The 15659-nt window shown below is 68.2% G+C and carries 14 protein-coding genes; 9 read left to right on the top strand and 5 right to left on the bottom strand.

The features are described 5' to 3' along the window. The first annotated feature begins 5 nt into the window (after nucleotides 1-5). From OX958_RS18325 to pyrH, 3 genes are all read left to right on the top strand, one after another. Complete coding sequence (locus OX958_RS18325) at nucleotides 6-713, top strand: VOC family protein (RefSeq protein ID WP_270129968.1); 708 nt, start codon at nucleotides 6-8, stop codon at nucleotides 711-713. A gap of 574 nt (nucleotides 714-1287) precedes the next feature. After that, nucleotides 1288-2283, top strand: a complete 996-nt coding sequence (locus tag OX958_RS18320) for a tyrosine-type recombinase/integrase (RefSeq protein WP_270129966.1) — start codon at nucleotides 1288-1290, stop codon at nucleotides 2281-2283. 134 nt (nucleotides 2284-2417) lie between these two features. Then, nucleotides 2418-3125 (top strand): UMP kinase, encoded by a 708-nt coding sequence (pyrH, locus tag OX958_RS18315; protein ID WP_270129965.1) that lies wholly within the window; start codon nucleotides 2418-2420, stop codon nucleotides 3123-3125. A 207-nt stretch (nucleotides 3126-3332) separates the two neighbouring features. Here the strand turns inward: pyrH and OX958_RS18310 are convergent, their stop codons facing one another. From OX958_RS18310 to OX958_RS18290, 5 genes are all read right to left on the bottom strand, one after another. Continuing rightward, nucleotides 3333-4085: an SDR family NAD(P)-dependent oxidoreductase gene (locus OX958_RS18310; RefSeq protein WP_270129963.1), complete on the bottom strand. Its 753-nt coding sequence runs from the start codon at nucleotides 4083-4085 to the stop codon at nucleotides 3333-3335. A 79-nt stretch (nucleotides 4086-4164) separates the two neighbouring features. Continuing rightward, the gene (locus OX958_RS18305; RefSeq protein WP_270129962.1) at nucleotides 4165-5118 is read right to left on the bottom strand and encodes a DUF5996 family protein; all 954 of its coding nucleotides are present in this window, start codon (nucleotides 5116-5118) and stop codon (nucleotides 4165-4167) included. 23 nt (nucleotides 5119-5141) lie between these two features. Next, nucleotides 5142-5876: a flavodoxin family protein gene (locus OX958_RS18300; RefSeq protein WP_270129961.1), complete on the bottom strand. Its 735-nt coding sequence runs from the start codon at nucleotides 5874-5876 to the stop codon at nucleotides 5142-5144. Nucleotides 5877-5884: 8 nt separating this feature from the next. Continuing rightward, the gene (locus OX958_RS18295; protein ID WP_270129960.1) at nucleotides 5885-6199 is read right to left on the bottom strand and encodes a GNAT family N-acetyltransferase; all 315 of its coding nucleotides are present in this window, start codon (nucleotides 6197-6199) and stop codon (nucleotides 5885-5887) included. 178 nt (nucleotides 6200-6377) lie between these two features. Then, nucleotides 6378-9116, bottom strand: a complete 2739-nt coding sequence (locus tag OX958_RS18290) for an ATP-binding protein (protein ID WP_270129959.1) — start codon at nucleotides 9114-9116, stop codon at nucleotides 6378-6380. A 251-nt stretch (nucleotides 9117-9367) separates the two neighbouring features. Here OX958_RS18290 and OX958_RS18285 point away from each other — a divergent pair, with 251 nt between their 5' ends. The 6 genes from OX958_RS18285 (at nucleotide 9368) to OX958_RS18260 (ending at nucleotide 15642) form a co-directional block, all read left to right on the top strand. Then, entirely contained in the window at nucleotides 9368-10246 is an 879-nt protein-coding gene (locus OX958_RS18285; protein WP_270129958.1) for an ABC transporter ATP-binding protein, read from the top strand. A gap of 50 nt (nucleotides 10247-10296) precedes the next feature. After that, nucleotides 10297-11016, top strand: coding sequence for an ABC transporter permease (locus OX958_RS18280; RefSeq protein ID WP_270129956.1), 720 nt, complete (start codon nucleotides 10297-10299; stop codon nucleotides 11014-11016). Between the two features lie 32 nt (nucleotides 11017-11048). Next, complete coding sequence (locus OX958_RS18275; RefSeq protein WP_270129955.1) at nucleotides 11049-11897, top strand: alpha/beta fold hydrolase; 849 nt, start codon at nucleotides 11049-11051, stop codon at nucleotides 11895-11897. After that, nucleotides 11894-12949, top strand: a complete 1056-nt coding sequence (locus OX958_RS18270) for an extracellular catalytic domain type 1 short-chain-length polyhydroxyalkanoate depolymerase (protein ID WP_270129954.1) — start codon at nucleotides 11894-11896, stop codon at nucleotides 12947-12949. Before OX958_RS18275 ends, OX958_RS18270 begins: the two co-directional genes overlap by 4 nt. A 255-nt stretch (nucleotides 12950-13204) precedes the next feature. After that, nucleotides 13205-15190 (top strand): elongation factor G, encoded by a 1986-nt coding sequence (locus OX958_RS18265; protein WP_270129953.1) that lies wholly within the window; start codon nucleotides 13205-13207, stop codon nucleotides 15188-15190. 158 nt (nucleotides 15191-15348) lie between these two features. Further along, nucleotides 15349-15642, top strand: a complete 294-nt coding sequence (locus OX958_RS18260; RefSeq protein ID WP_270129952.1) for a peptidase inhibitor family I36 protein — start codon at nucleotides 15349-15351, stop codon at nucleotides 15640-15642. The last annotated feature ends 17 nt before the right edge of the window (nucleotides 15643-15659 follow it).

Below are 15659 nucleotides of genomic sequence, written 5' to 3'. Positions count from 1 at the left end.
GCTGGATGAGTTCTCACCTGGTTTCGCTGTCCTTCGATGCGAAAGATCCCGTCAACCTGGCCAGGTTCTGGGCCGGCGTACTGCGTCGCGAGGTCGCCGCCGACGGCACCACGATCCTGCCGGCCGAGGGCACCGGCTTCCCGATCCGGTTCCTCTCCAGCACGGCGGAGAAGACCGGGCCGAACCAGATGCACTTCGACCTGACCAGCCAGTCGCCGGAGGAGCAGGACGCGACGGTGGCCCGGGCCCTCGAGCTCGGCGGCCGCCACCTCGACATCGGGCAAGGCCCGGACGAGACGCACGTGGTGATGGCTGACCCGGAAGGCAACGAGCTCTGCGTCATTGCTGCGGGCAACAACTTTCTGGCCGGCACCGCGGCGATCGGCGCGCTGTCGTCGGACGGCACCCAGGCGGTCGGCTATTTCTGGAGCAAGGCGCTCGGCTGGCCGCTGGTCTGGGACCAGGACGAGGAGACGGCGATCCAGTCACCGGCGGGCGGCTCGAAGATCAGCTGGGGCGGTCCGCCGGTGAACCCGAAAACCGGAAAGAACCGCCTGCGCCTTGATCTCGCCGCCGACGGTGACCGGGACGCCGAGCTCGACAGGTTGATCTCGCTGGGAGCCAAGCGGCTGGACAACGGGTCACAAGACGGGGAGTGGATCGAACTCGTCGACCCTGACGGCAACGAGTTCAACCTCTCCGAGCGGGGTTGAATCCGCAGTAGTTGACATAATGTCAGTTATCGGACATTCGCTGTAAGACTCAGAAGAGGGGTCGCAAGCGCGGATACCGGGCGTCTGCAGATCAGATCTGTCAACGAACAACGGTTCTGTCAGCGGCATCCTAAGCGAGCTGGAGAATCAGCGGCCCGGCGAGAATCTGCTCGCCGGGCTCCTGATGAGGGTCAAGATCGGCTCCGCCGGCCCATTGAACGAAACTCGCGCGAGACTCCGGCGATGCCGCCTGCCAGGTAACACTAAGTGACGACGTGCGCGTCAGCGTCCCGACGACTCGCTGGCGTCACCCTGCCGAGGCGACGATGGGCTAGCCGTACGGGCAATCAGCTCCCGACGGGATGCCGCGAAGCCCCTTAGATCGCCGCTGACAGAACCGATTGCTCCAGGCATCCCCCAAGGTCTCCGCCCCTCCTCCCAGCCCAGCCCGGTCATGCATAATCACCATTATGCAGCAGTCGTGAAATACGGCAGTTGCTAGAGGCAACTAAACGCATCGGGGGAGTCGACCACCCTGCCGGAAACTGTCGGTGGCTCTCGATACAACTCCCCTATGAAGGTTCTCGCAGCTCAGTCGGCGTTCTTCGCTGCCCGGCGTCCCCGCAAGGACTCCCCCCACACCACCGACGCCTACCGCCGCGACCTGGCCGGCATCACCACCCTGCTCTGCGCCAACCTCGCCGTCGACCTCGAAGAGCTGACCGTCGACGATCTCACCGCCCATGCCCTCCGCGCTGCTTTCGGTGCGTTCGCCGACGACCACGCCAAGAGTTCCGTACTGCGCGCCTGGTCCACCTGGAACCAGTTCCTCACCTTCTGCGTGTCCGACAACCTTCTGGCCGGCAACCCGATGGGAGCAGTGGCCAGACCCAAGACCCCTCCCCTCTCCCCCAAGCCCCTGCGCGGCGACGACACCCCGGAGGTCCTGCTGCGCTCGGTGGCCGACGGCGCCCGGCAAGCCCGCGATCCCTGGCCGGAGCGCGACGTCCTGGTCATTGCGCTCGGCCTCGTCGCCGGGCTCAGATCGGCCGAGATGCGCACCCTGACAGCCGATTCGCTGGCCGGCCGCCCGGGCGAGATGCGTCTGCACATCCACGGCAAGGGCAGCCGTGATCGCTCGATCCCGGTCGAGCCGATCATGGAGCGCATCATCGACACGTACGTCGAATCCTGCGCGCAACGCTTTCCCCGGAAGCGATTCGGCCGGTCCACCAAACTGCTGGTGGACCGCAACGGTGAGCCGATCGGCCGTGGCGGCCTCGAGTATCTGGTGAAGTCCTGCTACCGCTGGGCCGGCCTGCACGACCGGGTGCCGGTGGGCGCCAACCTGCACGCCTTGCGGCATACGTTCGCCACCAGGCTGGCCGAGGACGGCGCCACCGCGTCGGAGATCATGAGGCTGCTCGGTCACGCCAGCCTCGCCACCAGCCAGAACTACATCGAAGCCACCGGCCGGGAGCAACGTGCCGCCGCCGCCAGCAACCGCACCTACCGCTCACTCGACCAGGTGATCGGTCCACCTTCTGACAATCAGCTGCCAGTGGACTGATCAATCGGTCCCGACTCTCCGAGCAGCCGGACCGACTGACCGCCGTACTGCGTACGCTGGCCCGGCGGGCGCTGGGGGCTCAGTGCGATCACCAGATGGTCGCCGCCTGCGGACCAGTGCTGTGAGGAGACCCGATGTACCGAAGGCTTGTCATGAAGTTGTCCGGTCAGGCGATCGCGGGATCGGCCGAGTTCGGATTCAACAGCGACAGCCTGACGCATCTGGCCCGTGAGGTGCTGGCCGTGCACGACACCGGAGTACAGGTCGCCGTGGTGGTCGGCGGCGGCAACGTGTTCCGGGGAAACCGGTCCGAGGACTGGGGTATCGACCGGGTCGAGGCCGACAACATCGGCATGCTCGGCACGGTGATCAACGCGGTGCTGCTCCGCGGCCGGCTCGCGGCGCTCGGCGCGGACGACGTCCGGCTGATGACCGCGATCCCGATCAACAACCTCGCCGAGCCGTACATCCGGCTGCGAGCGATGCGGCACCTGGAGAAGGGCGGCATCGTACTGCTGGCCTGCGGCAACGGTCAGCCGTTCCACACCACCGACTACCCGTCGGTGCAGCGCGCGGTCGAACTCGGCGCGGACGCGTTGCTGGTCGCGAAGAACGGCGCCGACGGCGTGTACGACGCCGACCCGAACAAGGTCACCGACGCCCGGCGGTTCGACCACCTCAGCTACCAGGAAGTGATCGACAAGGGCCTCGGCGTGATGGACCAGAGCGCCTTCATCCTCGCCCGCGACCACGCCCTCCCCCTGCACGTCTTCGACATCGAGCGCCAGGGCGCCGCCGCCGCCATCAGCTCCGGCACCCACATCGGCACCCTCATCAACTGACCCGATTTAGTTGCCCCAGGCATAGATCTCCTGGGCACTCCCCCACATCCACACTCCCCCGATGCCGCGGCCCCCCGAGCCCGTGCTTTCAACCGCACTCAAGCGGACTCAGCCTCGACGGGCCCGGCGTTGACAAGCTGGTCCGCGTCGGCGGTACCGAAGATCTCGTCGTTCTTGCCCCCACCCGACGAGGCCACGGCTGCCCGCTCAGGTCTGGTTCTCGCCTCCGTCGACGGAGAAGTTCGCGCCGACGACATAGCTGCTCTGCTCGGTGGCGAGGAAGGTCGCGACGGCGGCGGCCTCTTCGGGCCGGCCCATGCGTCCCTTGGGCACTGTCGCGGCGACGTGCGCCTTGATGGCCCGAGCGGACTCCTCGTCGCCGAACGCCGCAGTGCCTCCCGGCGTTTCGATCCAGGCCGGTGAGACGACGTTGACCCGAATGCCGCGGCCCTTCAGCTCGGCGGACCACGTCCGTGCGAACGAGCGCACCGCTGCCTTGGATGCGGCGTACGCGCCGAACCCCTCCATTCCGCGTTCAGCGGCGGTCGACCCGACCAGCACGATCGAGGCGTCGTCGTTGAGCAGCGGCAACGCCTTCTGCACGGTCAGCAGCGTGCCACGGACATTGATGGCGAAGGTGCGGTCGAAGTGCGCCTCGGTGGTCTGCTCGAGGGTCGCGAACTCACCGATCCCCGCGTTCGCCACCAGGATGTCCAGACCCTTCCCATGAGCGCGGACCGAGTCGTAGAGCTGGTCCAGGTCCTCAGGGTCGGAGACGTCCCCGACGATGCCGGTCGCCTGATCCGCCCCGATGGTCTCGACGGCGGCCTTCACCTCGGCCTCGCGACGGCCGGTCACGAAGACGTGCGAGCCCTTCTCCGCCAGTTTTACGGCCGTCGCCAGACCGATCCCGCCGTTTCCTCCTGTGACGACCGAGGTCTTGCCATCCAGCTCTCGCATGCGTGCTTCCCTCTTCTGTGCTCATGTGGAACTTCTCGACCTCGGGTGCTGCTCCACGTGCGGCTCGTGCGACCTGTGGTCATCGAGACCCGACGCGATGTTGCGGCCAGCGGTGTGGGTCGTCCTCCAGGCTGTGCCGGTCCCAGCCACCGAGGTCGGCGGCCGCGCGGTAGGTGCTGTGCAGGAACGCCGCCAGGTCCTGGTCGGGGTTCTCGGCCTCGGCCACCGCCTCGTACGGCAGCAGGAACTGGCCGTTCTCGACGCTGTAGTACGCCGCGTCCGGTCCGATCGGGTACTCGGCGAAGCTGGGGGGCTCCGGGTAGGCGTAGGCGTAGAAGGCGCCCTCTTCACCTCCGCCGGGCCAGAACCCGGCACTGCTCAGCTCGCGGGAGTACCCCTCGACCATCACCCAGTCCCCACAGTTGGGCGCACCGCCGGGGTGTGCTGGGGCCGCGCGCCCGGAGAAGCGAGTGCACGCCAGGTCCATCGCACCCCAGAAGAAGTGCACGGGACTGACCTTCCCGACGAAGTGAGAGCGGAACTCACCCATCACCCGCTCCGCCTGCACGAGCTGGCGCCAGAAGAGCTGCGCCGCCTCGGAATCGTAGCTGCCGTGCTGGTGGTCCTCGGCGAACGGGATCGCCGGCTCCACCTCGTTGGGCCGAGGGTCGATCGTCACCTCGATGCCCAGCTCCTGCAGCGCCCTCATCGTCTCGCCGTAGAAGTCGGCGACGGGCCGCGACGACAAGGGCACGAGGCGCTCGCCGCCGTCGCTGCTGCGTACCCTGAGACGGTGCTCGACGAAGTCGAGTTCGAGATCGAAGAGGCCGCCGCGGTGCGGGACGGCGCCGGTGGTCAGGCCGCGTGGGCCGACGTAGAGCGTGACCTGCCACCAGTGGTTGAGCAGCGGCGCCTGTGAGAGCCGGATCTTGCCGACGATCTGGGTCCACATGTGCACGGTGTCGCGGGTCTCGGTCCAGTCGTCCACTCGCAGCCGCGGCCACGGGTTCTGTGCACTGAGGTGCTTCGTCACGCGTTCTCCATCTCGGCAGAGAGCTACCGGTACTCGGGGTTGGTCTGGTCAGGGGCGCAGCCGGCGTCCCACTCGCTGCGCCTGTTGCCGTACGCCGGTACGCCGCCGGCGGCGCGCAGCATCTGCGCGAGGTGCATCAGGTTGTAGGTCATGAACGTGATGTTCCGGTTGGTGAAGTCGCTTTCGGGGCCGCCCGAGCCGGGATCGAGGTAGGACGGTCCTGGCCCGACCGGCCCGATCCAGCCCGCGTCGGCCTGCGGCGGGATGGTGAAACCGAGGTGCTGCAGGCTGTAGAGCAGGTTCATGGCGCAGTGCTTGATGCCGTCCTCGTTGCCAGTGACCACACAGCCGGCGACGCGGCCGTAGTAGGCGTACTGACCCTCTTCGTCGAGCGTGCCGGAGCAGCCGTAGAGCCGTTCGACGACCCGCCTCATCACCGAGCTGTTGTCTCCCAGCCAGATCGGCCCGGCAAGAACCAGGATGTCCGCGGCCAGGACCTTCGCCAGGACCGGGGGCCAGTCGTCGACCTCGGCGCCGTGCTGGGTCATGTCCGGCCACACCCCGGTGGCGATCGCGTGGTCGACCGCCCGGATGATCTCGACCTCGACCCCGTGCTCCGCCATGATGCGAGTGCTGACACGCATCAGCCCGTCGGTGTTGCTGGGCTCCGGCGAGCGCTTCAGCGTCGCATTGACGAAGACGGCCTTCAGTCCGTCGAACCGGGGCGGAGCCGCGCCGTCCATCGTTGCCTTCGGCATGTCTGCCCCTAGTCGCTGACCTTGGACGGGGGCGCGTTGAAGAGCAGATCCTGGTACTCGGGGTGCTTGCGCAGCCAGCCGAAGATGAAGGGGCAGAGCACCAGCGCCTTCTGCCGACGCTCGCGGATGTCGTCCAGGGCAGCGCGGGCGAGTGCGCTGCCGATCCCCCGGCCCTCGTAGGTCGCGCCGACCTCGGTGTGGGTCAGCACGACCAGCTCGCTGGTCTCCTGGTACTCGACGTAGCCGGCGACTGTCGCCTCGTCGACGACCGCCTCGTAGCGCTGCCGGTCCGGGTTCTTGGTGACGGTGACGTCGGTCGACATGGAAACTCCTCTGTGTAGGTGCGTACAGCATCGCCGGTCCTCGAGCGGAACGACGGCCTACAACACGTTGCGAACGACCCAATACTGCGGTGGCAGGCAGTGCCTTCGCGTCGGTGAACATCACTGAGTGCCGACGAACCGGGGTGGAGTCGGTGGTGGTACTGCGCGCCGATGGCCTTCAGGCGAGCCGTAGATCCTTCAGCTGGCGACGCGACGTGATACCGAGCTTGCGGAAGATGTTGCGCAAGTGGGTCTCGATCGTGCGGGGACTGAGGAACAGTTGCGCGGCCACTTCCCGTGTGGTGGCACCGGTGGCGACGAGACGGGCGATCTGCAGTTCGTGAGGGGTGAGGGCGTCGGTGGGCTGCGCGGAGCGCTTGCGGGGGTGTTCGCCAGTGGCGCCCAGTTCACGGGCGGCGCGTGCGGCGAACGCGTGCGCACCTATGTCGGTCAGCAGTACGTGGGCGGTGCGGAGCTGTTCGCGGGCGTCCTGGCGGCGGCCCTCGCGGCGCAGCCACTCGCCGTAGACGAGGTGCGCCCGAGCGGTCTCGCCCCTCATCCGGGACTGGCCGAGCTGCTCGATCGCCTCGCGGTAGTTCTTCTCGGCGACGGCCTCCGCGCTTGTCAGCGCGCGGGATCGAGCAGCGAGACCTAGCGCCCAAGGGGTGTCGCAGGCGAGCGCAAGCGCGTTGAACTGTTCGAGCGCACTCATCGCGACGTCCGGGTCGTCGGCACGGACCGCCGCCTCGATGAACTCCGGCAGGGCGACGCTGGGAAGCCCGAGCTCATCGCTGTGACAAGCGCGTGCAGCCGCTGCCTGAGCCTGTGCATAGTTACCGAGCCCGTTGTGCAGCACCGCCATCGCGTACTGCGCCACGGCGACCTCTCCGCCGCCGTCGGGGTTCGCGACGTCCTGGAGCGTGAGGTCCTTCAGGTGGGCGGCGACGGTCCGGTCACCGCACCAGGCAGCGAGCATGACGGCGCCGTGTCGTAGCTGAACCGCGCCGATGGCCTCGCTGATCGCCGTCGACTCCGCGGCCAGCTCGCCGGCGCGGGCGAGCTCGCCGGTAAGGGTCAGGACGGAGGTCATGAAGCTCAGGGCCGCGGGTAGCGTCGCCAGCGCGCCGGTCTCGCGAGCCAGCCGGACGTGACGGCTCGCCAGGACGTACACGAGCTCGTCGTCGAGAAGCCCGACGGCGTTACGACCCGCCAGCCACAGCCACCGGTTGCTCTGGCCATCAGCCAACCGGCCGCTGTCCGGCTCGTCGCGGAACGCCCCGAGAGCGACTCGGAGCATCGGTACCCCCGCCTCGTAGCCCGCCGTGAACGTCTTCACCAGGCCGTCAAGGAGGAGGTCCGAGGGCCGCGGTGGTGAGGCCGCGTCGGGAGCCGCCTGTGCAGTGCGGGCAACAATGACCGCCTGCCCGCCGGTGATGAGCGCGGCATCGAAGGCGTCCAGGTAGGTATCGCGGGCCAACGCAGGATCCAGCGGGGCCAGTGCCTCGGCCGCATCGAGCAGCATCCGCGGCACCTGGCCGCCGCGTGAAAGGTGGAAACTGATCTGGGCGCGCAGCAGCTCGGTGCGGGCGTTCCGCAGGGCGTCCAGTGGTCCGGAGTCAGCGGTCGTCAGCAGCTCCAGGGCCGTCTCGGACGCACCGGCGGCGTGTTTGGCTTGCGCGGCGCTGAGTGCCCGGCTCGCGCGGTGGGCAGGGTCGGGAGTCAGTTCGGCTGCCTGCTGCATGAACGCCGCCGCGGCGGCTTGGCCACCACGACAGCGCGCCCGGTCGGCCGAGCGTTCGAGCTCGGCGGCAACTTCCTCGTCGGTGCCCAGCACTGCCCGCGCGCGGTGCCAGGCGCGCCGGTCAGGGTCCGACTGTGGATCGGTCGCGGCGGCGAGCGCGCCGTGAACGCGCCGCCGGTCCGGCTCCGTGCAGGCCCGGTAGACCGCCGAGCGCACCAGCGGGTGCCGGAACCGCACTCGGTTGCCGATCTGCAGCAACCCGGCCGTCTCCGCGGGGCCGGCTGACTCAGGATCGATTCCCAGTATGGCCGCCGCGCGCCACAACATAGCCGCGTCGCCGGTCGGCTCAGCGGCCGCGAGCAGCATCAGCAACTGCGTCTCAGTGGGCAGATCCTTGGAGCGCTGTCGAAAGCTGTCCTCGACGCGGCGCGGCACGCTCAGCGCGTCGGGCGACTCGAAGCCGCCGGCAAGACGCGCGGGCGGCGTACTCCGAGGCAGCTCCAACAGCGCGAGCGGGTTGCCCCGCGCCTCGGCGACGATCCGATCGCGTACGTCGTCGTCGAGCGGCATGGGTACTGCTGCGCCCAGCAGCGCCCGGGCATCGCTCTCGGTCAGCCCGCTCAGCCGGACCTCGGGCAGTCCTGCGAACGTGCGGAGATCGCCGCCGTCGGGGTCGCGCAAGGAGAACACCAGCGCTGCTTCCTCCGCCGACAGGCGACGCGCCACGAAAGCCAGCACCTGTGCGGACGCCTCGTCCAGCCACTGGGCGTCGTCGACGATGCACAGCAGTGGCTTCTCCTCGGCGGCCTCGGCCAGCAAGCTCAGGACGGCCAGCCCGATCAGGAAGCGGTCCGGCGAGGCGCCGGCCTGCTGCCCGAACGCCACCCGGAGAGCGCTCTGCTGGGGCTCGGGCAATGCGTCCAGCCGGCTCAGGAGCGGCGTACACAACTGGTGGAGAGCGCCGAGTGCGAACTGCGTCTCGGCCTCCAGCCCGACCGAGCTCTCCACCCGGAACCCCAACAGCTCCGCCGTCGTGCGGGCATGCTCGAGCAGCGCCGTCTTCCCGATTCCGGCCTCGCCGACGATCGCGAGCGCCCCGCTTCGACCGGCGCGCGCTTCGGCGAGCAGCTGTTCGATCGTCTCGCGCTCGCCGCGCCGGCCCACCAGCTCCGCCACTGCTCCTCCGATCCCACTTCAACCGGACCAGGTGACAGTCACCGATGCAGACCACCTCCGGCTGGCCTGGACACAGTACCGAAGCGTGCCGCGAGGGCTGGAGATCAGTGCATTTCACCGACGCGAGGGCGCCGCGTCCTGCGCGAACCTGAGGACACGGCACGATCCGCCGACCGGTCTGCCGGCCCTTCGGCCGAGGAGCGGACCACCCGCGAGACACCTGCGCTCGTGAGCGCGAAAGGAACTTGTCCATGTCTACGTCGCCCATCATCGACGTCGAAGGGCTCTTCGTCACCTACGGTGAGTTCACGGCCGTCCGGGACGTGTCCTTCCAGGTCCAGCCCGGTGAGCTCTACGCGCTGCTCGGTACGAACGGTGCCGGAAAGACGTCCACGCTCGAGGTCGTCGAAGGGCACCGCCGGGCCACCTCAGGCACGGTGCGGATCTTCGGGGAGAGCCCGCGCGACGGGCGCGCTGTGCGCGCACGGATGGGGATCATGCTGCAGGAGAGCGGCTTCTCCCCGGACCTGACGGTCCGGGAGTCGGTGGGTCTGATCGGCTCGCTGAGCGGCCGGCGCGATGACGTCGACCGCGTGCTCGGTATCGCCGGACTCTCCCGCAAGGTCGACACGCTGGTCTCCCAGCTGTCCGGTGGCGAGAAGCGCCGGCTGGACTTCGCCACCGCCGTCTACGGCAGTCCCGAGCTGGTGATCCTCGACGAGCCCACCACAGGGCTGGACATCCAGTCGCGCGACGCACTGTGGGCCGCTGTGGACAGACTGCGCGAGGAGGGGTCCACCGTCGTGCTCACGACCCACTACCTCGAGGAGGCGCAGCAACGCGCCGACCGCATCGGACTCATGCACGGAGGGACGCTCCACCGCGAAGGCACTGTCGCGGAACTCACCCGGACCCTGCCGTCGGTGATCACCTTCGCGTTGCCGCCCGGCGCGCCTGAGCCGCCGACCGTGGGAGCGCTGAACGGCGCCTTCCACGTCGAGACCTTCCATCTTCAGGAAGACCTCCACCGGCTGCTGGCGTGGGCCCACGACCGCGGCGTGGAGCTGCGGGACCTGCAGGCCGGACCGACCCGCCTCGACGACGTCTTCCGCGCCCTCGACGCCACCTGAACCACGAGCCGAGCCGACCACGGCGCCCGCGAACGAAAGGAACCACGACCATGTTGGCGATCGCTCGCAGTGAGCTGATCCAGATCTTCCGGAACCGGTTCGTCCTGGTCACCGGTCTCGTCATCCCGGTCGCCATCAGCGGCTACTTCGTCCACCAGCACGACAGGTTCGCGGACCTGGGCAGCCTCGGCTACATCGCGGCGATCGTGATGTTCACCGTGCTGGCCTTCGGGCTCTACACCACCGCGGTCACCACCCTCGCCTCACGCCGGCAGACTCTGTTCCTGAAGCGGTTGCGTTCCACCGCCGCGGGCGACGTCGGCATCCTCACCGGGCTGGTGCTTCCAGTCACGGTCATCGCACTCGTCCAGGTGGTCGCGATCCTGGTGGTGCTGAGTGTTGTCACCACCGAGCCGGCCCAGCTCCTGCTCCTCGCGGTGGCAATCCTGGCCACCACCGCCATGATGGTCGCGTTGGCTCTGGCCACCGTCGGGCTGACGAACTCTCCCGAGCACGCGCAGGTGACAACGCTTCCCGTGAGCCTGTTGGTGATCGCCGTGGCCACCTGGGTGGGAATCACCGGCACGGAGGACCTGGGCCTGCTGAAGAGAGCGCTTCCCGGTGGCGCTGCCACCGAGATGGTCGTCAACGCCTGGAACGGCGGGGTTCCACTGACCGAGTCGCTGCCCCTGCTGGCCAGAACGCTGGGATGGGTCGTCGTCGCCGTCGTCATGGCCGTTCGCCTGTTCCGCTGGGAACCCCGTCGATGACCGCACCGCACAACCACGAAAGGAGTCACACCATGGGGTTCATCACCGTCGGAGAAGAGAACAGCACCGCGATCGAGCTCTACTACGAGGACCAGGGCGAGGGACAGCCTGTCGTCCTCGTCCACGGCTATCCGCTGAACGGCCACAGCTGGGAGCGCCAGACGCGCGAACTGCTTGCCGAGGGCTACCGGGTCGTCACCTACGACCGTCGCGGGTTCGGGAAATCGTCGAAGGTCGGGTCCGGCTACGACTACGACACGTTCGCCGCCGACCTCCATATCCTCCTGGAGACGCTCGATCTCCGCGACGTCGTCCTAGTCGGCTTCTCGATGGGCACCGGCGAGCTCGCCCGCTACGTCTCGCGACACGGCCACGAGCGTGTCGCGAAGCTCGCGTTCCTTGCCTCGCTGGAGCCCTTCCTCCCGGTCCGGGACGACAACCCCGACGGAGTGCCGCAGGAGGTCTTCGACGGGATCGAGGCAGCGGCGCGGGGCGACCGGTACGCCTGGTACTCGGAGTTCTTCGCCAACTTCTACAACCTGGACGAGAACCTCGGTCAGCGGATCAGCCAGGAAGCCGTCACCGCCGGCTGGAACGTCGCCATCTCCAGCGCCCCGATTGCCGCCTACGCCGTGGTGCCGTCGTGGATCGAGGACTTCCGTGCCGACGTCGAGGCGGTCCGCGAGAGCAGGAAGCCCGTGCTGATCCTGCACGGTACGGCGGACAACATCCTCCCCATCGACGCCACGGCTCGACGGTTCCGCAAGCTCCTGCCCGACGCGACCTACGTCGAGATCGAGAACGCTCCCCACGGGCTGCTCTGGACCCACGCCGACGAAGTCAACGCGGCCCTGCGCGCGTTCCTCGGCCAAGTCGGATGAACACTCAGATCCGCGCGACTCAGCGGGTGCGCCACCGACGATGGTTCCGGGTCGTCACCGTCGTCGTTGTGGTGGTCGTGAGCACCGCCGGGATGGCTACGGCGGTCTTCCATCTCAGTCTGCCCTGGTGGACCGACGAAGGCAATCACCGTCATGTCTACGAAAGTGACATCGGCACCCAGCGGTACCAGGTGCACGTCCCGCCGCAGTACGACGGAAAGACCCGGCTGCCGGTCGTCATGGCGATCCATGGTTGCGGGATGAGCGGTTTCGGATGGAACTCGATGAAGTCCACGACGCAGTTCGACGACCTGGCCGACCGTGAGGGCTTCATCGTCGTCTACCCGACCCAGCGGCTGTTCCGCAGCGCCCTCAACTGCTGGAACTCGGCCGACCCACGCGAGCAGCACCGCTACGCCGGCGAACCCGCGCTCCTCGCCGGGGTTGCCCGCGAGGTGGTCCAGACCTACGGCGCGGACCCGGACCAGGTGCACGTCGCCGGCGCGTCCTCCGGTGCGGGCACAGCGGTCATCCTCGCCGTGACCTACCCCGACGTGTTCGCGACGGTGACGTCCGTGGCGGGTGGTGAGTACGGGCTGAACCAGGTGGACCCCGACGATCCCGGGTCGACGCCCCCGGACTACACCGCACGCCAGGCGTGGTCCCAGATGGGGAACCGGGCGCGGCAGGTGCCCCTGCTCGTCATCCAGGGTGAGCAGGACGAGGTCGTCCCACCCCTCGTCGCCACCCGGCTGGTCGAGCAGTGGACAGCCGTGGGTGACCTCGTGGACGACGGTCTGCCCAACGACAGCCTGCGGGTGGTCGAGAAGACCGAAACCGTTGCAGGAAACGAGGGCAAACACGCCTACGCGCACACCACCGTCACCAGGCAGGGCGGCGCGTCGCTGGTGGAGTCCTATCTGGTCAAGGACATGGGGCACGTGTGGCCGGGCCCGTTCGGCGACGGACTGTTCACCGACCACGCCGGTCCGGACGCCAGCGCGATCGTCTGGGACTTCGCCCGGCGCCACCCGAAAGGATCCCGGGAATAGGCGCTTGTGTCGTCTCGCCTAGGCGATTCAGCCCGAGTCACCGTCGTCGGCAACCTCGTCGACCGACCCCAGTTGGTTGCCTCAGGCATAGATGTCCTGGCTGCCTCCCGGCGGAAAACCGATTGCCGCGGGGCCGCAGGTTTGCTGTACTGCCGAAGGTCAGCACAGCCACAGGTCAGGGAGCACGTTCGATGCGATCTCAGCTCATGTCCAACCGCGAAGGTCACAACTCCTCTTCAAGGGACATGTTGCTGCGTGCGAACACTCAACCTAGGAATCCTGGCGCATGTCGACGCCGGTAAGACCAGCCTGACCGAGCGGCTGCTCTACGCCGCCGGGGTGATCGACGCGGTTGGCAGCGTCGATCACGGCAGTACTCAGACCGACTCGCTCGCGCTGGAACGTCAGCGCGGGATCACGATCAAGTCCGCGGTCGTCTCGTTCGCGATCGACGACGTCACGGTCAACCTGATCGACACTCCCGGCCACCCGGACTTCATCGCCGAGGTGGAGCGGGCGCTCAGCGTGCTCGACGGCGCGGTGCTGGTGGTGTCGGTGGTCGAGGGCGTCCAGGCGCAGACGCGGGTGCTGATGCGGACGCTACGCCGGCTGCGGATCCCCACGCTGATCTTCGTCAACAAGCTCGATCGCCGGGGAGCGCAGTCGCGGGAGCTGCTGGCGCGGATGGCGGAGCGGTTGCCGGCCGACGTCATCGCGATGGGTACGGCGTCCAACCTCGGCGAACGCGGCGCGCAGTTCACGCCGTACGGGCGAGACGATGCCGAGTTCGCGTCCGCGATGATCGAGTTGCTCGCCGAGCACGACGAGCAACTGCTGACGACGTACGTGGAGAACGAGGAAGCGCTCTCTTACGGCGCGTTGCGGACGCGGCTGGCCGAGCAGACGCGGCAGGCGCTGGTGCATCCGGTGTACTTCGGCTCGGCGATCACCGGTGCGGGTGTCGACGAGCTGATCGCGGGCATTCGCGAGTTGCTGCCGGCGACACAGGGCGATGCCGGCGGGCCACTGTCCGGCTCGGTCTTCAAGGTCGAACGTGGACCGGCAGGCGAGGAGGTTGCGTTCGTGCGGCTGTTCTCGGGGTCGATCCGCACCCGGGACCGGCTCTGTTTCCAGGGTGACCGGGAGGCGAAGGTGACTGCGATCAGCGTCTTCGACAACGGTGCGGTGCTGAGCAGGCCGGAGGTTTCGGCCGGGCAGATCGGCAAGCTGTGGGGACTCGGCGGGATCCGGATCGGTGACGCGATCGGCGCCGGCGCCAGTCCGGCAGAGAGCGCGTTCTTCGCTCCCCCGACGCTGGAGACGGTGATCGCGCCGGTCAGGCCGTCGGACAAGGGGAATCTGCAGGTGGCGCTCTCTCAGCTGGCCGAGCAGGATCCGCTGATCAACCTGCGTCAGGACGATCTCCGCCAGGAGACCTTCGTGTCGCTGTACGGCGAAGTCCAGAAGGAGGTCACCCAGACCACCCTGGCGGTCGAGTACGGCATCGAAGTCACCTTCCGGGAGACGACGACGATCTGTATCGAGCGGCTGAACGGCAGCGGGGCTGCGGTCGAGTTCAACAAGCAGGACCCGAATCCGTTCCTCGCGACGATCGGCCTGCGGGTCGAGCCGGCACCGGTGAAGTCCGGGGTCACGTTCCGCCTGGAGGTCGAGCTCGGTTCGATGCCGTACGCGTTCGTCAAGGCGGTCGAGGAGACCGTCCACGAGACCCTGCGCCAAGGCATCCACGGCTGGCAGATCCCCGACGCGATCGTGACGATGACGCATTCGGGGTACTCCGCCCGCCAGAGCCACGCCCACGCGGTCTTCGACAAGAGCATGTCGAGCACCGCCGGCGACTTCCGCAATCTCACCCCACTCGTCCTGATGGCCGCTCTCCAGGAAGCCGGCACCACGGTCCACGAGCCGATGCACCACTTCCAGCTCGACCTGCCGACCGACACCGTCCGCGCCGCTCTGGCCGCGCTCTCCCGCCTCCGGGCAGTCCCTCGGGTGCCCGCACTGGCAGCCGAAACCTCGACTCTCGAAGGAGAGATCCCAGCCGCGGCCGTGGACCGACTGGAACGGCAACTCCCGGCTCTCACCCGCGGCGAAGGCGTCCTCGAGTCGGCCTTCGATCGCTATCACCCGGTCACCGGCGCGGTTCCCAGCCGTCCTCGGACCGATCACGACCCGCTCAACCGCCGCGACTACCTCCTCCATGTGCTGCGGAGGGTCTGATCAAATGCATCCGGATTCATTCGAGGGGATCCTTCCTGCACGTACGACGTTTTCTGGCCGCCGCGCTCACCGCGACCGGTATCACCGCCGCGCTGCTGACTGCCGCCGCCGTACCCGCGAACGCCGCGACCAAGGACTGTCCCGCGGGCCACTTCTGCATGTTCGAGGACAGCAACGGAAACGGCTGGCTGCTCCGCGCGGCCGGCGGTTTCCCGACCTCGGACCGGGACCTGGAGAACCGCGGGATGGGCGACGCGGCGTCGGCCTACTGGAACCGCACGGGGGCGTACTTCTGCGTCTTCGAGCACGACAACTTCGGCGGCCGCTCGTTCAGGATCTCGCCGAACGGCACGTCCAAGTCCTTCGACATCGCCGGCGCGCCCTGGGCCGACAACGAGATCAGCTCGTACAGCATCATCGCATCCAACAAGCTCTGCAGCAGCTTGCGCTGACCCCCATGGCAGTGCCG

Origin of the sequence: Kribbella sp. CA-293567 (assembly GCF_027627575.1) — a bacterium.
Classification (GTDB): Bacteria; Actinomycetota; Actinomycetes; order Propionibacteriales; family Kribbellaceae; genus Kribbella.
Note: the sequence above shows the minus strand (reverse complement) of the source record. Positions and strands in the feature narration are given on the sequence as shown.